This window comes from Rhizobium leucaenae USDA 9039, assembly GCF_000426285.1.
Lineage (GTDB): Bacteria > Pseudomonadota > Alphaproteobacteria > Rhizobiales > Rhizobiaceae > Rhizobium > Rhizobium leucaenae.
The window spans coordinates 1-18,672 of record NZ_AUFB01000022.1; the positions used below are offsets into that span (position 1 = coordinate 1).

An 18,672-nucleotide genomic window follows, 5' to 3' on the forward strand; every position below is an offset into this window, starting at 1 on the left:
CGCCGCTGCGCGCTGCAGATTATCCTGCACCGTGCTACGCGCAATTCCCAACACGACGGCAATCTCACGCGAGCTGGTTCCGCTTGCTGCAAGCCGCAGCATTTGTCGCAAATGTCTCATGGTCAGCCTTCTCTTTGCCGGCATCAAAATCCCCTCGTTCACCGCGAGGTATTTGATGCCAAAGTTGCTGACCCAGGGAGTGATGTTCAGTGTCGAAAACTGGCCGGTCTTTGATCGGAACGGTGGCCGGCTTCAAATCGGAATGGTGGCCGGTCTTTGATCGGATTGGCGGCCGGCTTCACGTCGGAATCCGCAGATATGAGTGCCTGCGCCCGACCGGCCAATCTGACGAACTAGTTCAAATCCCAGCAACAGCAAGAGCTAGGCCGCCTCACCATTCACGAGGCCAGCTTAGGTCAATGCGGCCCGGTCGATGTGACAGGGCCAATATCCGTCCTGCCGGTAGTCCGGCGGAAGAGGACTGAGCTGCGCCAAAGCGGAAGCTGCGAATTCAACTTGGAGCTTAAAATTCCGCAGGGCCGATGGCATCGGGATGCCTGTGACCCGTTCCCGAATTTCATATCTGTCCACGCCAGCGTCGCGAAGTCGTCTGCGGCCTTCTTCCAGAACCCTGTTTGGTTCATCGCACAGCTCTTGCTTGCCCGACAGGCCCTGTCCGCCTTCAATTACCCTGAACAATACCGTCGCCCTCGTTTGCCTCAAGGCATCACAGACAAAAATGTGATTCGGAGCAACGAGCGAGACAAATGCGCGGCGCAAAGTCCCATCCGTGTGACAAAACGGTGACTGCCTGAGCGTCGAAGAAGCCGCCCCGCGCGCTTTGCCGTGTGTAGAGCCGACACGGGGTCTTCATACGGAGTTGTGTTATCTAAATGTCATCGTCAAACCAGCGTATTGACGTCAGACCACGAGGCCCTATCTTCCGCGATCCTCGTAGGACGGAAGGAACAACCTTCATGAATATCGACGGGCAATGTCATTGCGGCTTCGTCACCTACGAGGCCGACATCGAACCTGACGCGGTCTCCATCTGCCATTGCACGGATTGCCAGCGGCTGACCGGCTCGCCTTATCGCGTCACTGCAAGCGTGCCGCGCGAGGCCCTGCGCCTGACGGGCAATCTGCCCAAGCTCTATACAAAAATCGCCGACAACGGCCGCAAGCGTTTGCAATACTTCTGTCCGGAATGCGGCTCCCCGCTCTTCACTGCCGGTACCGAAGAGGATGCCGTCAATTGGGGCATCCGCTGGGGCAGCATCAACCAACGTGCAGCGCTAAAACCTAAGAGGCAGATCTGGTGCAATTCCGCGGTTGACTGGTTCGGCGAAACGGCGGCGCTTCCCGGCGTGGCGCGAGATTGAGAATGGTGGAAGAACAGGCACCCATGTGCATCAGGGCCGGTTCGAGACCAGGGGATTGGTGACTTCCAAGTAGAATGGCCGACTTTTTCATTTCGTGTCTGCTGCAGGCCAGTCGTTGGATGGCTCCTCCTCCACCCCTTTGCCTGATGCTCGCAGAGGTTCCCGGTGAGCAGCTCCCCGAAGGACCTCGACTTCGTTGGCGAGAGCGTCAAGAACGTATCCCCGGTCGGCGCCGTCAGCCGTGAACTTGTCGACAAGCTGCGCGAGCCCTTGCTTAATTTCCAACAACATCTTCTGGGTATCGGCCATGACAGGTCCTTCTTTGCCAGGTGCATTGCGACGACGACGTCGCCCGACGATTGCGGGCGACCATTTTTTGACGATTACAATCGATCAATAAAAAGCTCCTGAATGTCTTGTTGCGCAGCGCGGCCGCAGCCCGGAGCAATGAATAGCACGATTGCGGAAAGGCGTCGTCACCGCGACCGAAACTTTGATTTCAGGTATGCGCGGAAATTAAATAGCGGAGCGATGCTGTCGATGCTGGTTGCTATCTCTATTCTGCTGGCACGCCTTCCAACAGCCCGTCAAAAACTTCCAGAAGTGCGTTGGTGATTGCCTGGCCGAGTGCGTTACCAGCCACACGAATTTCCTCGTCAGCGCCGTCTCGAGCAGCCCTGGCAAGATCGAACCCTTGCTCACTGACAATCTGCTTCGCCACTTCGATAGCCCAAAGGCCGAATTCGCCGCGATTGTCTACCTCGATCGTGTTTTTCATGGATCATCCCGCATCTGTCTCGACCGGCTTTTTATACGTTCACCAATTTCATGGCCAGTATGTTGCAGATGGAGCGGTGGCAAGCGAATTGAATCCATACCCGTCGTGCACCGAACACGGCAATCGATTTCAAAAAGCCTTAAGCGAATACACCTGGCGAAATGGCCGAAATGATCGGGACAGCGCACGAGGCGGCAATTCGCCTTCTGATACTTGCGCGCAGAAGGGATGCGAAACGATATCGATCCATCGGAACCTGTGGAAAATAGCGCTATTGAGCGCCTTTCGAACGACAGCAACAGGTGACAACAGGCACCTTGAATGAAAACTATTTCCCTTGTCAAAAAAGGGGAACCATCATGACCACCACCAACGAAATTGCGGACAAGATTGCAACTGAACACAATCTCACTAAGGCTCAGAGCAAAGCGGTCGTCGAGGCTGTGTTCGCATCCATTACCGCGGCAGCGACCTCCGGCGTCGAGACGTCGATCCCGGGCTTCGGAAAGTTTAAGGTCAAGGACACGCCGGAGCGTGAAGCGCGCAACCCGGGAACCGGGGCGACGATCAAAGTCGCCGCTGCAAGGAAGCTCACCTTCCAGCCGGCCAAAGCCCTGAAAGATGCGCTCAACAAGTGATGCCTGGAGAGCCTTGCTCGGTCGGGCGAGGCTCTTTCGTTTCCGCTTGGCAGTTCCAATCAATCAGCGGTGACGTCGCCCAGTTTTCGCAAGGCAGTGGATTGACTACTGAACAGGTTCAGCGTCCTCGATCCACGCTCATCGCCGCATCAATTGGCTGAAGGACCGAGCTGAATGATATCTCCCCTCGACCAGCCTTCTGCGAGGCTCATCAGGATCTCCATCTCTCTTCTGAGCGTGACGGTTCGACTGACATCGTCCGCATGCTCGTTTTCGGTGCGCACGTGATAAAATTCACCGACCGCAATTCCCGCCGCCTTGCGCCTTTCTTCGAGCGACGATTTCAAGCCCGCAAGCTCTTCCTTGACAGCGAAGTAGCGCCGCATAACGGCGATCAAACGCAGGTCGTTGTCTGCTCCATCCATATTAGCACCTTCCAAAATGCGCTAATTGGGAAGAAACAGATTCGCTCTCTCCTGTCACCCTTCAACGGACATGGCCAGCATAGTATTTTAGTCGCCGCCAATATGAATCTCCGGGCGGACAAATTTTTCCGTTTGCCGGAAAGCCCATGGCAGCTCTGTCAACCGGCGCGCAGAAGTGGGTTAACGCGGCGGGGTTGCTCGCAAGCACTTGCTCAGCCTTCGGGGATCTAAAGCATGTCGCGCAAAAGTGTGAAGCGGTTTTGCGATAACGACATGCGCAAAATCAAAGCCTAAAGCGCAAAGAGCGAATCTGAAAGATCGCGACACGCTTTAGCTCCTCGCCTCATTCATCGCAAAGGCGAGTTGCAGCTCCGTCTGGACCGCATGCATGAAGCGGCTCGCTTGCAGCGATATGTCCTCGTCGGCCATACCTTGCCGTTCGAGCGCAGCGGCAAACGCAGCCATCTCCGACCGCCAGAAACGGTTCGCTTCCTCGCCATGAAGGCGCTGGAGAGCTTCTGCGCATCGTTCGACTTCGGCCGTGCGCCGATGAACAGGGAACTGTATAACCGTCATGCTTTCTTTGTCCTTGTAAGTCGAATCACCTCGCGATGGCGCAGCATTGCGGCCGGACCTTCACAAAAGGTGAACGCGCTCGGGCGAGACCCGTTTCCGTCATCTGCAGATCGGACGCAAGACCATCACCGAAGGACTTCGCGGTCGGACAGAAGCTCAATGTCGCTCCCGCTACTGGCGCTTGCCAGCGAGTTGATGTCATAGGACGTATTCAAAACTGAGAATTTAAGACGGCTCAACTCAGCTTTCGGTCCCCAACTCTCGACATTTTTGATTTACTAATACAAGCTTCGCACGATCTTGCCGGGGGGCATCGGGATGTACGGACGCGATCTGAAGATAGTTTTGCTGTGTGCAGCAACATTAGCCACCACCAGTGTGCCGGCTTGGTGGCTGGCGAAGGAGACCTTCTTCGGAGCGGCGTTCGAGAGCGGATATTATCTGCTGTTGCTGCCGCTGTATCCAGTTGTTTGGATTTGCAGCTCCATTGTTCTGGCCTGCCAAGCGGAGCGGCGGTTCTGGCGGCAGTAAACCTCGGGGCAGCTTCAGGATCACCTAGTCTTTATCTCCTCTGAACGCTAAACTCCTGTAGTTAGCGCCCAGCGCTCGACAAACTTCGTGTCATCGGCGTAGTGCTCCACAGACAGCGAAGGAGAATGCCCCGCGCAGGCCCAAACCAGACGTTCGTATTCCTCGATCTCTCCGAACCTCAAAGGGCCACGCCGGTAATCGGATTGACGATCGGCCGCTCGCTCTCGTCCTTGCTACCAGCGGGCTGCACGGTTGAGGGCGCGAGCGATTCCTTGTCCGCCTTTTCGGGCTTTTCCGGTACGGGATTCACGTCCTTGGGGCGTCGCTGCTCAGGCGTCACATTCGTATCGTTGGTGCTCATCGTCTTCTCCATAAGGTTTGGCGTTCGCCTGAAAGAACAATGGCTGCCGGCGCTGCTCCTCAATCGAATTGTTCACCGTGTCCGATCTGTTCGCGAACTGCATCACCGCCTGTCGGATCATCAGCCGGATCCGGGTCGGCACTGTTGGCGTCTTCCAGAGAGTGGGCCGCCGCGACCAGCGCGACGAGTATCTCCCGCGTGCCCCACCCCGCTTCGTTGGCGGAGGCGATGACTTCTTCGAGGGCGTCTCTGGCCACCGCCTTCAACTCCTCGAAGCGCTGCTGCAAATCCTGGGATCGTGGTGATGGAAATGGCATGATCACTCCTTACGTTGCCGAGGTAACCCGCAGGACAACAGTCGGTTCCCGCCGACGCCATAATGGATCTCAACGGGAGTCGATTCTCGTCCTGACGAGCTGCTCGCCTCCTCCACAATTGCCGGCCATTGGGATGCTTCCTGCGGCCGCGCTGCGCACAACAAGGGTGCTCTGACTCAAGCCATTTTGCATAAAGGCGACGGGACCCATCCGTGAAGACCTCAAGATGCCAGCACTCGTCGTCGGCAGCAAACGCTCTATAGCAATCAAGCCTCACAATCGCTCAGCACAGCATCTAAGACGGCCTTTTCCCGTCGAGCAATGTCGAGGTCTTCCAGGTTCTCGGAAAGGACCAACATCGCTTTCCAGATGCACCAGCCACGTGCTCGCGCCCAGGTGTCGGCGTCTGCGGGATAATGCGTGCGAAATCGCCTTCGAGCGGGCACGTCGAACATTGTCCAGTTGATGACGAGATCGCAGGCGGGATCGCCAACGGCGGAACTGCCAAAATCGATCACCGCATGCAGCCGACCGTCTCGGACCAGCAGATTGCCTGAGGCGATGTCCCCGTGAACCCATACGGCAGGACGGGTCCAGCGACTCCGCAGCGCCGCTTTCCAGATGTGGCCCAGCCTATCGGTGTCGACGACGCCGGAGAGTTTTGCGAGGCATGATCGGGTCTGCGCGTCATAGACCGCCAAGTTCCCGGCCCTGAAGAAATTTGCTGCACTCGCCGGCGGTGCTCCTTCCGTGTCGCATTGAGCCAGAGCCTTGAGGAAATGCGCCACATCCTCGGCGAACTGTCCCAAGTCGCCGATGACCTCCGGGCTGGCCGGCTCGCCATCGATCCATTGCCAGATCGACCAAGGGAACGGATAGCCATGGGCCGGCTTACCTACCGCGACCGGCACTGGAATGGCAAAGGGCAGATGCGGTGCAAGCCGTGGCAGCCAGGTTGTCTCTTTCTCCGTCTGGGACAGATAGACGCTCGAAGCGGGAAGACGCACCTTGTAGAAATCACCGAGATGGAGGGTATGGTTGTCCCAGCCGCTGCGCAGGACCGGTTTCACCGGCAGATGAGAGAACCGAGGAAACTGTTCGGCAATGAGGGCTGCGACCGTCGCGCTGTCGACCGCAACACGTTCGTCTACTGGAATCCGTTCACTCATTCGTTTCTCCCCGGCGTGCGCATATGGATGTTCAGTGCAAGCCCGGTGGGCAGGCAAGTTATGCTGCTGCTGCGCCCGCCGAGTTTCGGCATGAGCCGAAAAGCTAAGTGCGCGTCGTTATATCAGCTTGTCCAATGTGATCGGAAGGTCACGGATACGCTTACCAGTGGCATTGTAGACGGCATTTGCGACGGCGGCACCAACGCCGGTGATACCGATTTCACCGATACCACGCGCGCCCATCGGCGCCTGCGGGTCGGCCTCGTCGCTAAAGAGGATATCGATCTGCGGAACATCCATCTGCACCGGAACATGATATTCGGCGAGAGAGGCGTTAACGATGCGGCCGGTTCGCTCGTCGAAATTGGTCTCCTCGGTGAGCGCCAGCCCAATTCCCATGACGATACCGCCCTTGAATTGGCTCGTGGCTGTCTTGGCATTGAGAATATGGCCAGCGTCAAAGGAGCCGACGAAGCGTGAGACGCGGGTTTCACCGGTGATCTCGCTCACCCTCACCTCGCAGAACTGCGCGCCATAGGAATGCATTGAAAAAGCTTCCATCTCCGCTGGCGCTGCCGCTTCGCCTTGGCATACGAGTTCCTCGCGTCGCGAACGGCTGAGGATCGAGTGATAGGTCTCGAAACGCGCGACATCGCTGCGGTGGCCGATGCCGCCATCCCTCAGCTCGACCTCGTCCAGCGAAAGACCGGCGAGTGGCGAGTCATTGCCAGCAAGCTTGATCAGCTCCTCGATGAACACCTCGGTCGCGGCAATGATGGCGCCGCCGATCGAAGCCGTCTGCGTCGATCCGCCGGCGATCACCCCGCGCGGCAGGCTGCTGTCGCCATATTCGAAGCTCACGCGCTCCAGCGGAACGCCGAGGCGAACGGCGACATGCTGGGCCTGCGCTGTGGCAGTGCCCATGCCCATATCATGCGCGGCAGTCGAGACCGTGACATTGCCATCGGCCGCGAGCCTGATCCGCGCGGAAACGCCGGGAAAGCGATAGTAGGGGTATGTTGCCGTCGCGCAGCCCATGCCGATCAGCCATTCGCCTTCGCGCCTCTGGCGCGGCTTTTGAGTGCGGCGATGCCAACCGAACTTCTCTGCACCCTTCTCATACGCCTCGATCAGGTGGCGAGACGAGAACGGCTTGCCGCTTGTCGGATCCTTCTCCGGCTCGATACGCCTGCGAAGCTCGATCGGATCAAGCCCAAGCTTATCCGACAGCTCGTCTATCGCGGATTCAAGCGCAAAGGTACCGACGGATTCGCCCGGCGCACGCATGAAGGTGTTCGCCAGCATATCCATGTCGGCAACCTCCTGCGCGATCCGGAATGTCTTGGCGGCATAGAGATGGCGGGCCGGGAAAGTGAACTGCTCGGGACAGGAATTGTGCAAAGTCATCGCCACAATGCCTGTATGGATCAGCGCGTCGAGCTTGCCATCGGAATTGGCGCCAAGTGCCACGCGTTGCTCGGTCACTGTGCGGCCACCGACCAGACGGAAGACGCCCTCGCGCGACAAGATGATGCGGACCGGCCGCTTGGCTAGCTTTGCTGCAGCGCAGGCAAGAATCTGATGATCCCACAGACATTTGCCGCCAAAGCCGCCACCGACAAAGGGCGATGAGACGCGAACCTTGCTTTTGTCGATACCGAAGATGTCCGCCAACTGACCGGCGGTGAGATCCAGCAATTGGCTGGCGTCGTGCACCCTCAGTTCGTCGCCATTCCAGGCAACGGTCGCCGCGTGCAATTCGATCGCATTGTGGTTTTGCCGCGGGGTGCGATAGATGCCGTCGACTTTTACCTGCGAGCTCAAAAGAGCTGCCTCGGCATCCCCGATTTCAAGAACCGGCGGCTCGCCGAGCACCGTTTCCAGTTGTCGCGGCTTTTTCTTCGCGTCCGCGAAGGAGGTGACCGCTGGCAGCGACGCATAGTCGACCTCGATCAGAGACGCGGCGTAATCGGCTTGCTCCTGTGTTTCGCCAAGCACGAGCGCGACCGGCTGGCCATTCCAATGAATTTCGTCGTTCTGCATGACGGGAAGGTCGCTTGCACCGGCTGCCGTCGGCGACGACATCATGAGGGACGGCGCTTTCATGCGTGGGGCATTCTTATACGTCATGACAAGCACCACGCCGGGTGCTTTTTCAGCGGCGTCTGTGTCAAGGCTGGTAATGCGTCCTCTGGCAATGCTGCTATATGCAAGCGCTGCATGGCAGAGGTTGCCGTAAGCAAATTCGGCAGCGAAGAGCGCCTTTCCCTGCACTTTGAGCGGCCCGTCGATACGCGAGATCGGCTGCCCGAGCGCACCATGCTTGCGCAGCAGTGGATCGGAGGTGACCGCCGGTTGCCAGCGTCCGGGCTTCGAGTTTTTGAAATCGGATTGCACACTCATGCGCCCTCTCCCTTCAGCTCATTGAGAACCGCGACGATTGTTCGTTTCGCCAATTCGATCTTGAATTCATTGTCACGAAGGCCAGTCGCACCCGCGAGTTCTTCCTCCACAGCGGCACGGAAACTATCCAGGTCGGCGGCCTGGCCTTTCAGGACCGCTTCCGCCTTCAATGCTCGCCAGGGCTTATGAGCCACGCCGCCGAGCGCCAGTCGCACGTCACGTATGATCCCCTTGTCATCGATGTCGACGGCAGCGGCGACGGAAACAAGCGCGAAGGCATAGCTCGCCCTGTCACGCACTTTTCGATAGGTGGAGCGGCGAGCGAAAGGAAGTGGCGGAATTTCTACCGCGGTGATCAGCTCGTTCGGCTGCAACTCCGTCTCGATATCGGGACGATCTCCCGGGAGGCGATGCAGGTCCAGGAGCCGAATGCCGCGTGAACCGTCGGGACCTTCGAGATGGACCACGGCATCCAACGCCGCGAGCGCGACGCACATGTCGGACGGATGGGTCGCAACGCAAGCCTCGGAAGCGCCCAAAATGGCGTGATAGCGGTTGAAACCTTCCCGCGCATCACAGCCGCTTTCCGGCCGCCGCTTGTTGCAACGGGCTGCATTGTCATAGAAATAACGACAGCGGGTGCGCTGCAGAATGTTGCCGCCAACCGTCGCAACATTCCGGATCTGGGCACTGGCGCCCGCAAGGATCGAGCGCGTTAGAAGCGGATAGGCGGAGCGGACATGCGGATCGGCGGCAAGCGCGGTGTTCGTCGCGGCCGCCCCGATCAGCAGGCTACCGTCGCTACGCCGTTCGATATCGCCCGGCAGATGGGTGACATCGATCAGCATCTCCGGTTGTTCGATCGTTTCCCGCATCAGGTCGACGAGATTGGTGCCACCGGCCAGATATTTCGCTGCAACGTTGCTCTTTGCCAAATTTATGGCGGTGCTGGATTCTGAAGCCCGTTCGTAAGAGAAGATGTTCATGGGCTTGCCCTCCCCGCCGTCTTTGCCGCCGCTGCGGGAACCGTTGCCTCGGAGATGGCTTCGACGATGCCGTTATAGGCACCGCATCGACAGAGATTACCGCTCATGCGCTCGCGAAACTCGGTTTCGTCCAGCATAACGGATGTCGCCGAGAGGTCCTTCGTGACCACGCTCGGGATGTTGCGTTCGATCTCGCTTGCCATGCCGATGGCCGAACAGAGTTGACCCGGCGTGCAATACCCGCATTGGAAGCCGTCATGGTCGATGAACGCCTGCTGCAATGGATGCAGACTGCCATTCCTTGCAAGCCCCTCGACCGTTGTGATGTTGCGGTGCTGATATTGGACAGCCAGCGCCAGGCAGGAATTGATCCGTTCGCCATCCACCAAGACTGTGCATGCACCGCAAGCGCCTTGATCGCATCCCTTCTTAGTTCCGGTAAAACCCAGATAATTGCGGAGAAGATCCAGCAGCGATGTCCGGATGTCTGCGGCGACTTCGACGGTTTCTCCGTTGATGATAAACTGCATAAGCGGTTCTCCTATGCTGAAGCGAATTTCGCGCGTTCTCACCGTCGGTCATCTAGAGCCAGTCGCGTAACTTCCAATACCGCTGTTTGTGCCGCCGCGGATTCATGCCTCAAATATCAGGAGAGCGAGCACACCCATTACCCCGCCTGTAGCGACAGTTAGCAAGCGTGCAATTCAGTAAGTACTCCGACTCTTCAGCTCAGCGTGTCGATGTACAGATCGGGATTTGATCCCGAGCCCGCGATTATGCCGAGCCAGTTCCCTAAAGTCCGAAACTTCCGATAGGGCCGGCTTCCAAGCTAGGCATAGTGAAAAACATTCTGCGATCGTCGGATTGCGCCATGACCGGCCTGCGTCCGATCTAACGCGTGTCGTCTCTCTCATTCGACATAGCGCAACAACGCTGACGGACGGTTCGCTGCAGGTCAGCGTCCAAGGCTGCCGGCAGCCGCGACGATCTCCGCTGCGGTTGGGAAGATGGAGAGGCTGTTCGGTCCGTCGAGCGCCTCGATTTGTGCCCAACCGATAGTGCCGTTCGCATTGACGAGGAAGTGCCCCACGAGCTGGGTAGCATGGTTCGCCCAGATCGCATTATCGGCTTCATCAAGCTCGAAATGGTCCTTGGCGTTGAGCACCGTGTTGGCTTCCATCGGGTGCAGCGGTTTTGGAAGCTCGCCCGTGGGGTTGATGCGTGTCGCCTCGAACTGCGCGGTCGTTGCGAGATAAGGCCACTCGGGCTGCTCGCAGCTTCCATCGGGCAGGAACTCGGTATGCGGCACACCGTAGGCCCGATGCGTGCGGCAGTCCGGGTCACATAGAAGCGTTACCGGCGTTGGCCGGTGGCGGAAATACAGGCGGGCACGTTCCACCGGCGTGTTGATAACTGCGACCGTCTCCACCCCAGCGGCGCACAGAGTCGGCTGTATGCCGGCAAGCTGTTCTAACTGACGTCGGCAGAACGGGCAGTGCAGCCCGCGAAAGAACCCGATCACGAACGGGCGACCGCTCAATTCGGCAAAAGAGACCGTTCCGTCGAAGTTGGCCGCAGCCAGAGCGAACGCGGGAGCGGATTCTCCTGGTTGCAGCGGGCGCTTCTGGTCTCCCATGGAATGATCCCCTTGTCGTATCGTTTAGGTGGATGACCAAAATTTAACTATACCACTTGTCGCATGAAGGCCCAGCGCTCGATGTTGAAATCGTTGAATTTGGCTCGCGTGTCATTTGATGCTGTCGACAAAATAACTCAGAGGTGGACAGCGACGACGCTCTCAACAAGCCGGCTACGCGGATCCACCGGACCGCTGGGCTTTGTATATAAGCGGCCACGGACGCAACTCACGTTGCATCCAATGCAACGCCTGCCGAACGCAAAGCAACAGAACCGATATCCTGCTCTCGGCGGAATGAAGCTGAATGGAACCGGAGTTCTAAAATGCAGCGCGACAGCGTTGACGACTGATGAGCTCTCGTAGATGACGCGGCCGCTAAGATAGAATGCCGATCGACGATTGCGTCTTTAGGCTCGTGCCGGCCGCCGATGGTAGCTTCGCTTAATGCCGAGGTCTCCTGGCGCAATCGCGCGCGCAGACTTTGGCTCAACCCGGCTAGATGGATGTGTCCGGCCGAGTTGAGCCCAAAGCTTACTTACCCATCATCTGCTTTGCATTGTCGGGTGTAATGGCGGTGGTATCGACCGTTACCGTTGCCGGTACCGACGACGCGCAGTCCAGCAATATCGACTTTGCCATGTCGATCGCCTCTTTCGCGCCTGTGGGATAGGTGAAGGTCGCCGACCAGTCTCCCTTCGCGACCGCCTCGATTCCGCCTGCAGGACCCGGCAAGCCGTCGGTGCCGATGATCTTCACGCTCTTTCCGGCCCCCTTTGCGGCAAGCAGTGCACCCGCCGCCATCATGTCGTTGCTGGCATAGACCATCTTGATGTCGGGATGGGCCTGCAGCATGGCGGCGAATGCCGTTTGGGCTTTATCCGGCAGCCAGTCAGCCGCTTGTTCCGCCACGATCTGGATCTTGGAGTTGGCCTTCACGCCATCTTTGAAGCCATTGAGCCGTTCGACAGCCGGTGTCGAACTCGGCAACCCTTCCAGCACGGCAGCCTCGCCGCCATCCGGCAGAAGCGTCTTGCTGGTATATTCGCCTGCCGCCAAGGCGATCTTGTAGTTATCTCCTCCGATGAACGCGGTGTAGTCCTTGCCAGCTTCGCCGTTCGTCTTGCGATCAAGTTCGATTACCGGGATACCCGCATCCATTGCTCGCTTGACGGCGGGTGTGAGCGGCGCCGCTTCGAAGGGCGAGATCAACAGAAGGTCAACCTTTTGGGTGATGAAATTGTCGACCTGCGACGTCTGAGTATTGACGTTGCCCGCCCCGTCGGCAATCTGCAGCGTGAACTGCGGGACTGCCTTGGCGGCTGCCTGCAATTCATCATTGACGTGCTGACGGTACGGCTCCGCATTGTTTGCCTGCGAGAAACCGATGACGAATTCGCCATTCTTCGCGCAAGCCTTCACAAGCGGATCAGCAGCTTGGGCTACGCTGGCCATACCAAGGCAAGAGCCGGCCAGGAGTGCCATGCGCCAGGCATTCGATGATCGAAGTCCAGTCTGTGTCATTACTTTCTCCTCCACGTTGATCCCGGATCCACCCTCCGGGAGATGCCGCCACACTACCTTCCCAATCCTTCGCGACGACGAACAAGGGATTGAAGGACCGCCGCCAGAACGATAATTGCCGCAGTGGCAAGCAACTGCATGGCGGGCGTAATGTTGTTGAGCTGAAGAATATTGGCCAAGGCGCCCAGCATGATCGTGCCGGCAATCGTTCCGACCATGGAACCCGAGCCGCCGAATAGGCTGGTTCCTCCAATGACCACAGCCGCGATGGCCGTCAGTTCGTATCCGGTCCCATCATTGGCACTTCCGAAATTGAACTGCCCGGCATGAACGATGCCAGCTAGCGCGGATGCAAAGCCGGTAATGGCGTAAACGGTGATCTTGATTGCCGAGACCGGAACACCTGAGATGCGAGCCGCACGCTCATTGCCGCCGACGGCATAGACGTAACGGCCGAACCTGGTCGTGTTCAGCACGACCGTGGCGACGCAGGCAAAGATCAGAAAGACGATCGTGGCCACGGGAACGACATTGCCGAATAATCGGCCGCCCAGAATGGCAAAAATTGGTGGAGCGAGACCAGGTCCGTCGCCATAGGAGATGTTGATGTACTGATTGCCCGAGACAACGAGCGCAAGCCCGCGAGCAGCCTGCAAGCCGGCAAGGGTCACGATAAATGCCTCAAGCCGAAACTTGCTTGAGATCGCTCCTTGGACCAACCCGAAACACGTGCCCATCAGTAGCACGGCCAACACTGTTGTAATCAGCCCGAAACCGCCCGAGACCATCAATGTTGCAGTCACGACGCTCGCAAGGCCAAGTGTCGCCCCGACGGAAAGATCAATCCCGGCAGTGATGATCACGAATGTCATTCCGATCGCGATGATGCCAGTTTCAGAGACCGCGCGGACGATGTTGGCGATGTTGTCGGGTTGAAGAAACAGGATGACACCATGTCGACGCGGCGAAAAAATAACGCCGCCGGCGAAGACGAGTATAAGGCCGATCAAACTTTGGAAGCGCACCAGCACCGCGAGTGGATCAATGCGCTTGGCGGGCTGAACCGCTGGAATGGACGTGATTTGCTGTTCGGACATCAGGCCTCCCTCCCGTTGGCGGCCGCCAGGACTTCGTGTTCCCCTACGCCGCCAGAAAACTCAGCAACGCTGCAGCCGTTGCGCAAAACCACTATTCGATCGCACAGGCCGATCAGCTCTGGCATTTCGCTCGAGGCGACAAGAATGCCCAATCCTTCGGAAGCAAGCTTGCGCAAGCGGGCGTAGATTTCTCCCTTTGCGCCGACGTCGACGCCGCGTGTCGGCTCGTCGAGAAGCAATAGGCGCGGATTGCCCAGCACTTCCTTTGCGAGGACGACCTTCTGCTGATTCCCCCCCGAGAGAGCCCCAACCGCGATACCGGGATTCCTTGGACGGATGTCGAATTGGCCGAAAGACCTCTTGATAGCATCCTCTTGGCGTCGCGCCGACAGCAAGCCGTTTGGTGATATCCGGCGAATAATCGACATCACCAGATTGAGGCCCACCGACATACGCAGCATGAGGCCGGCCCCGCGGCGATCGTCGGTTACGAACGCCAGCCCTGCCCGGCGAGCAGCCGCAATCGATTTCAGCCTGGTCGACTTGCCGCCAACCGCAATCTCGCCCTGCCAGTGGCCAGGCACGCCTGCTCCGTAAAGAGCACTCAAAAGCTCGGTCCGGCCCGCCCCCATAACTCCAGCGAGACCGACGATTTCGCCGCGCCGAACATCCAGATCGACTTTGACCGGCGCTTGCCACCCGGGCGACGCGCGATACGGATGGAAGGAAGCCTGCCGCAGCCGCAGCAGCACGTCACCGACACTTTCTGCGCGCCGGGGATAAAGCTCATTCAAAGGACGTCCGACGAGAAGCTGCACCAGCTCGGCCTGCGGCGCATCTGGTTCGGTGACACCAGCCACCTTGCCATCGCGCATGACCGTTACACGATGAGCGATCTGGGGAACTTCCTCAAGACGATGCGAGATAAACACAATGCCAACGCCGGATGAAGCCAGGCCACGCATGATGTCGAACAGCCGATCCACTTCGCCAACGGTCAAAGCAGCCGTCGGCTCATCCATAATGAGGGCTTTCGATGCGTAGGAAAGCGCCTTGACAATGGCGACGACCTGGCGCTGACCGATGGAAAGCTCACTCACGAGCTGGCTCGGATCGATAGATTGATCGATCGCTTCCAGTCTTTTGCGCGCCTCGTGCAGCATTGTCTTGCCGTCGAGCATGCCATGCGGATGGACAAGCTCGTGCCCGAGAAAAAGATTGGCAGCCACGCTCAGGCTCGGAACGAGGTCTAGCTCCTGGAAGATCGTTGCAATGCCCGCTGCTTGTGCATCGCGAGGGCTGTGAAATCGCGCCGGTTTCCCGTCGATGAAGATCTCTCCCTCGTCCGGCGTATGCACACCGGACAACAGGTTCATCAGCGTGGATTTTCCTGCACCATTTTCACCCAGCAGCGCATGGATTTCCCCAACCTCAAGTTCGAAATCCACCCCGCGCAGCGCTTGAACCCCGCCGAAGCGCTTCACGACACCTTTCGCTGAAAGAACAATCTGGCTCATGCTGGTTCTCCACACGATTCACGCACCCGCAAAACCGGTGACAATCGAATGGTCTCGCGCGGGCGACGTTTGTTGCCTATCCGCTCGATCAGCAAGTCCGCCGCCTTCCGGCCGATCTCGTCGCAAGGCTGGGCCATCAGCGTCAGGCGCGGTTCAAAATAATCTGCCCATTCGAAATCATCGATCCCGAGTACAGAAATGTCCGCGGGAACGCGAAGTTTCCGTTCCCGGATAGCCCTCATAGTCCCGATCATCGTCAAATTGTTCGATGCAACAATGGCTGTCGGCGGTTCCTTCAATTCGAGCAGACGATGCGTCGAAACAGTGGCGTCAGCGGTGTTGTGATTGCTGTCGCTAATCAACTCCTCCGATACCTCTATTCCCTTTTCCGCCATCGCGGCGCGAAAAGCATTCATTCGCTCCACAGTCGTCGCAAAGCCCGGCTGACCGAGGATGATCCCAATCCTTCGATGATGCAGCCTCACGAGATGATCGACGAGCGTGCGTATTGCAGCGACGTTATCGGTTCCGACCTGGTCGAAACGATCATCCGACAACCTGTCAACCAACACGCAGGGGAGATCGGAGTCGACGAGGTAGTCTAACGACCTTTTAGCATCGCCCGAGGCAGCAAGAATAATCCCGTCGACGCGGCGTTGATGCAGATGTTGGATCAACTCCAGCTCTCGATCGGGGTCATCCTGCGTGTCACACAGGAACACGATCAAGCCGCGCTTGGAACATTCGGCTTCGATCGCGCAGATGATGTCACTGAAGTAGGGGTTCGAAATCGCTGATATCGCGAGACCGACGGTACCCGTCGATGAAAGTTTGAGCGAGCGAGCAAGTACATTGGGGATGTATCCGATCGCCTCCACGCTATCCATGACGAGCTTGACCTTCTCGGGCGACACATAGCGCGTCTTATTGAGAACGTGCGAAACCGTAGAGACCGAAACCCCGGCCGCCCTTGCCACTTCGGAAATAGTCGTCATGGGCGCACTCCGGCTCTCGCCAGCAGCGCAACAAACAGGCTTTTCAAAGTATCCTCCGAAGCGGAATTCCAACCTCAACGAGGCTCTCCCAGGATCCGCCAATACGGTCAAGCTAGCGCCATCGAAACGTTTGCGCAATCGTTTTTCTACGGATCGCAGTGATGGCATCGCTCACATTGCGCCCGTCGTTCCGATAAATGGGAACAAGGCGGGCTGGATTTGGTTGAACTTCAAATGGGCAGCATGTCACGAACCGAGAATGAGGTATGACTTATGACCATTATCGATCAATGTCGTGAGCTAGAGCGGCAGCCCCGCAAAACTGCGGAAGGGCTCGAAATTTTTCGGGATAGGAAGGCGGTTGCCGTAATCTTCAGCGATCTCGCGCGAGAAGCTGGACCCGAACAGGAGCGGCTAATTCTTAAGGACTGCCAGCGGCTCCAAGATGCCGACTTGGCGGTGGTGCGCGTGTATGACGGTCAAGTAACGCCCCTGTATGGCGCCGCGAATGGGCTGCGTCCAAAAGTGGTTCGCGCGCAACTTGACGCCAATTCGGTGGTGGATTTTTGCGTCATACTGGTCAGCAAGGAAGGCGAAGTGCTGTTTCGATCCACAGAACCGACTGAAGGTGATGTTCTTCTCGCTCTGCTATAGCCAGTCCGTCTTCGAACCAGCCGCACGCAGACCACGCGAGTCCGATGTCGCCCGATAACCCAGATCGGCGGCACCGCCGGTCTCGCTGCTGCTAGTCGGCAGACATTTCGCGCCGCGCAATCACCGATCTTTGCAGTTGAAGGCAACCGAACCACTGACCCGCCGTGGCTCGACATCCGTTCTAAAAGCCAATTCCGGGCCTTAACCTTCGATCGGCTATTTTCAATTGCCGGGTACGCCGAACGGCAAGCTCCAACTCGTAGGACGATTGCCATGCTCTCGATGATGATCAGTACCGGTGTATTTCAGCGCGGAGCCGGCGCGAATGTAGCGCCGGCTACATTAAGATTGAGAACCAGGAACTTGATCTTGCCGCGGATTACTTCAGTCGAGCGCTGGCGCTCGATGCGAATTCTGACATCGCCTATGCCGGGCGAAGTGATGCCGAATTTGCGAAAGGCGCCTACGAGCAAGCCGTTGCAGATGCCGAAAAAGCGGTGGAATTGAAGCCTGACGACCATCCTGATTCCTATCTCATTCTTGGAACACTCGCCGACCGCAAGGGCGACCGCGAAGCCAGAATTGGCTATATGAACAAGGCGATCGCACTCGCGCCAGAATATGCGGAAGCCTATGCAGGACGCGGCAACGGTTATCTTGCGCAGAACAAATACGATTTGGCTTTGGCCGACTTCAACAAGGCGGTTGCCCTCAAGCCCGAATTGTCAGGTCCGCTCCAGCAGAATTTCGAGCTTGTTTATAACGAACGGGGCGGCCTGAGGGAAAAACAGGGGAACTATGGTGCGGCGATCGACGATTATACGCTGGCTTTGCAACTAACCCGCTCAGCGCAAGAGCGCTCAACGATCGGGGCGATGTCTACAACATGACTAGCGATTTCGACCGCGCCATTGCGGATTTCACCAAAGCCATCGACAGCGATCCATCCTATCCCTACGCCTATAGCAATCGCGGCCTTTCCTATTTTAAGACCGGCAACAACGACCAAGCTCTCCTCGACCTCAACAAGGCAATCGAACTGAACAATCAATCCGGTTCGGCTTACTTCGTGCGAGGTGAAGTTTACCGCAACAAAGCAGATTTTAGGGCGGCTTTGGCCGACTTTCAGAAAGCACTCGACCTAACGTCGAACGATGATACCGGGCGCACCAACATCCTGCTGGCAATTGCCTCCTTGAAGCGTTAGAGACCCTGAAATATCGAGTTTCACGACATTCTGGCCCGTATTTCCATTGCCGGTAACCAGTTCAGTCGTCGACAAATCATTGACAGATTGAACGCATCAATATCGCTGTGACTTTGATCTTATCAGAGCAAATGACATTGCCTGAACGATGGCGTCATAAGCCACAACGATTGGAGCATAACGATCTGCGGTTTTTGGATGTTGTTGGGCGATTCGCCGCCTTGGCGTCTGACGCCCATGCACTTTCACGACCTGGATGGCAGAGTATCAGCAAAACCTAGCAAGATGAGGTGAGAACAAGAGGGCGAAATCAACCTTCGCCAGTCTCTGGAAGCTCATCGTCACCCGCGCTGCGTTAATCACCTCCAGCAAGGAAATAAACATCTCCCTGCACCTCAAGAAGTTATGTGACTATGTGTCATCTTTCCAATTTTATCGTCCTTTAATGATAATTAGCGAATAATTTTACTACTATT

Annotated in this window: 22 protein-coding genes and 1 pseudogene; 8 read left to right on the plus strand and 15 right to left on the minus strand. The window is 57.6% G+C overall.

The window, feature by feature from the left end:
• Positions 1 to 118: 118 nt before the first annotated feature.
• On the plus strand, positions 119 to 280 hold the full coding sequence (locus K290_RS38060) for a hypothetical protein (protein ID WP_154668597.1): 162 nt from the start codon (positions 119 to 121) through the stop codon (positions 278 to 280).
• A 697-nt stretch (positions 281 to 977) separates the two neighbouring features.
• Positions 978 to 1,382, plus strand: coding sequence for a GFA family protein (locus tag K290_RS0125440; protein ID WP_028754468.1), 405 nt, complete (start codon positions 978 to 980; stop codon positions 1,380 to 1,382).
• 87 nt (positions 1,383 to 1,469) lie between these two features.
• On the opposite strand, the gene K290_RS0125445 is transcribed toward K290_RS0125440, so the two are convergent.
• The gene (locus tag K290_RS0125445; protein WP_037136255.1) at positions 1,470 to 1,691 is read right to left on the minus strand and encodes a hypothetical protein; all 222 of its coding nucleotides are present in this window, start codon (positions 1,689 to 1,691) and stop codon (positions 1,470 to 1,472) included.
• A 247-nt stretch (positions 1,692 to 1,938) separates the two neighbouring features.
• Positions 1,939 to 2,160 (minus strand): hypothetical protein, encoded by a 222-nt coding sequence (locus tag K290_RS0125450; protein ID WP_028754470.1) that lies wholly within the window; start codon positions 2,158 to 2,160, stop codon positions 1,939 to 1,941.
• A gap of 302 nt (positions 2,161 to 2,462) precedes the next feature.
• On the opposite strand from K290_RS0125450, the gene K290_RS0125455 reads away from it, so the two are divergent.
• A complete protein-coding gene (locus K290_RS0125455; protein WP_280750407.1) occupies positions 2,463 to 2,798 on the plus strand; it encodes an HU family DNA-binding protein in 336 nt (111 codons plus the stop codon).
• Between the two features lie 149 nt (positions 2,799 to 2,947).
• On the opposite strand, the gene K290_RS0125460 is transcribed toward K290_RS0125455, so the two are convergent.
• Positions 2,948 to 3,223 (minus strand): hypothetical protein, encoded by a 276-nt coding sequence (locus K290_RS0125460; RefSeq protein WP_028754472.1) that lies wholly within the window; start codon positions 3,221 to 3,223, stop codon positions 2,948 to 2,950.
• Between the two features lie 330 nt (positions 3,224 to 3,553).
• A complete protein-coding gene (locus tag K290_RS0125465; RefSeq protein WP_028754473.1) occupies positions 3,554 to 3,799 on the minus strand; it encodes a DUF6074 family protein in 246 nt (81 codons plus the stop codon).
• Between the two features lie 318 nt (positions 3,800 to 4,117).
• On the opposite strand from K290_RS0125465, the gene K290_RS0125470 reads away from it, so the two are divergent.
• Positions 4,118 to 4,330, plus strand: a complete 213-nt coding sequence (locus tag K290_RS0125470) for a hypothetical protein (RefSeq protein ID WP_028754474.1) — start codon at positions 4,118 to 4,120, stop codon at positions 4,328 to 4,330.
• A 178-nt stretch (positions 4,331 to 4,508) separates the two neighbouring features.
• On the opposite strand, the gene K290_RS0125475 is transcribed toward K290_RS0125470, so the two are convergent.
• From K290_RS0125475 to K290_RS0125525, 11 genes are all read right to left on the minus strand, one after another.
• Positions 4,509 to 4,691 carry a hypothetical protein gene (locus K290_RS0125475; RefSeq protein ID WP_028754475.1) on the minus strand — a complete coding sequence of 61 codons (183 nt, stop codon included), beginning with the start codon at positions 4,689 to 4,691 and terminating at the stop codon, positions 4,509 to 4,511.
• A gap of 59 nt (positions 4,692 to 4,750) precedes the next feature.
• Positions 4,751 to 5,008, minus strand: coding sequence for a hypothetical protein (locus K290_RS0125480; RefSeq protein ID WP_028754476.1), 258 nt, complete (start codon positions 5,006 to 5,008; stop codon positions 4,751 to 4,753).
• A 266-nt stretch (positions 5,009 to 5,274) separates the two neighbouring features.
• Positions 5,275 to 6,177, minus strand: coding sequence for an aminoglycoside phosphotransferase family protein (locus tag K290_RS0125485; RefSeq protein ID WP_051264213.1), 903 nt, complete (start codon positions 6,175 to 6,177; stop codon positions 5,275 to 5,277).
• A 117-nt stretch (positions 6,178 to 6,294) separates the two neighbouring features.
• Positions 6,295 to 8,580: a xanthine dehydrogenase family protein molybdopterin-binding subunit gene (locus K290_RS0125490; RefSeq protein WP_028754478.1), complete on the minus strand. Its 2,286-nt coding sequence runs from the start codon at positions 8,578 to 8,580 to the stop codon at positions 6,295 to 6,297.
• The gene (locus tag K290_RS0125495; RefSeq protein ID WP_028754479.1) at positions 8,577 to 9,566 is read right to left on the minus strand and encodes an FAD binding domain-containing protein; all 990 of its coding nucleotides are present in this window, start codon (positions 9,564 to 9,566) and stop codon (positions 8,577 to 8,579) included. Before K290_RS0125495 ends, K290_RS0125490 begins: the two co-directional genes overlap by 4 nt.
• Positions 9,563 to 10,096, minus strand: a complete 534-nt coding sequence (locus K290_RS34965; RefSeq protein ID WP_051264214.1) for a 2Fe-2S iron-sulfur cluster-binding protein — start codon at positions 10,094 to 10,096, stop codon at positions 9,563 to 9,565. The genes K290_RS0125495 and K290_RS34965 overlap by 4 nt, the downstream gene beginning before the upstream one ends.
• A 425-nt stretch (positions 10,097 to 10,521) precedes the next feature.
• Positions 10,522 to 11,202, minus strand: a complete 681-nt coding sequence (locus K290_RS0125505; protein WP_028754480.1) for a redoxin domain-containing protein — start codon at positions 11,200 to 11,202, stop codon at positions 10,522 to 10,524.
• Positions 11,203 to 11,736: 534 nt separating this feature from the next.
• Positions 11,737 to 12,726, minus strand: a complete 990-nt coding sequence (locus tag K290_RS0125510) for a substrate-binding domain-containing protein (RefSeq protein WP_028754481.1) — start codon at positions 12,724 to 12,726, stop codon at positions 11,737 to 11,739.
• Between the two features lie 53 nt (positions 12,727 to 12,779).
• Entirely contained in the window at positions 12,780 to 13,823 is a 1,044-nt protein-coding gene (locus tag K290_RS0125515; RefSeq protein ID WP_028754482.1) for an ABC transporter permease, read from the minus strand.
• Positions 13,823 to 15,340: a sugar ABC transporter ATP-binding protein gene (locus tag K290_RS0125520; RefSeq protein ID WP_028754483.1), complete on the minus strand. Its 1,518-nt coding sequence runs from the start codon at positions 15,338 to 15,340 to the stop codon at positions 13,823 to 13,825. Before K290_RS0125520 ends, K290_RS0125515 begins: the two co-directional genes overlap by 1 nt.
• Positions 15,337 to 16,335: a LacI family DNA-binding transcriptional regulator gene (locus tag K290_RS0125525; protein ID WP_028754484.1), complete on the minus strand. Its 999-nt coding sequence runs from the start codon at positions 16,333 to 16,335 to the stop codon at positions 15,337 to 15,339. Before K290_RS0125525 ends, K290_RS0125520 begins: the two co-directional genes overlap by 4 nt.
• Before the next feature lie 273 nt (positions 16,336 to 16,608).
• Here K290_RS0125525 and K290_RS0125530 point away from each other — a divergent pair, with 273 nt between their 5' ends.
• The 4 genes and pseudogenes from K290_RS0125530 to K290_RS38470 all read left to right on the plus strand — a co-directional run bounded on the left by K290_RS0125530 (position 16,609) and on the right by K290_RS38470 (position 18,196).
• The gene (locus K290_RS0125530; RefSeq protein ID WP_028754485.1) at positions 16,609 to 16,989 is read left to right on the plus strand and encodes a hypothetical protein; all 381 of its coding nucleotides are present in this window, start codon (positions 16,609 to 16,611) and stop codon (positions 16,987 to 16,989) included.
• A gap of 395 nt (positions 16,990 to 17,384) precedes the next feature.
• A pseudogene (locus K290_RS38985) lies at positions 17,385 to 17,462 on the plus strand (hypothetical protein); the annotation flags it as partial.
• 30 nt (positions 17,463 to 17,492) lie between these two features.
• Complete coding sequence (locus K290_RS0125540) at positions 17,493 to 17,879, plus strand: tetratricopeptide repeat protein (protein WP_028754487.1); 387 nt, start codon at positions 17,493 to 17,495, stop codon at positions 17,877 to 17,879.
• Positions 17,876 to 18,196 (plus strand): tetratricopeptide repeat protein, encoded by a 321-nt coding sequence (locus K290_RS38470; protein ID WP_051264215.1) that lies wholly within the window; start codon positions 17,876 to 17,878, stop codon positions 18,194 to 18,196. The genes K290_RS0125540 and K290_RS38470 overlap by 4 nt, the downstream gene beginning before the upstream one ends.
• The last annotated feature ends 476 nt before the right edge of the window (positions 18,197 to 18,672 follow it).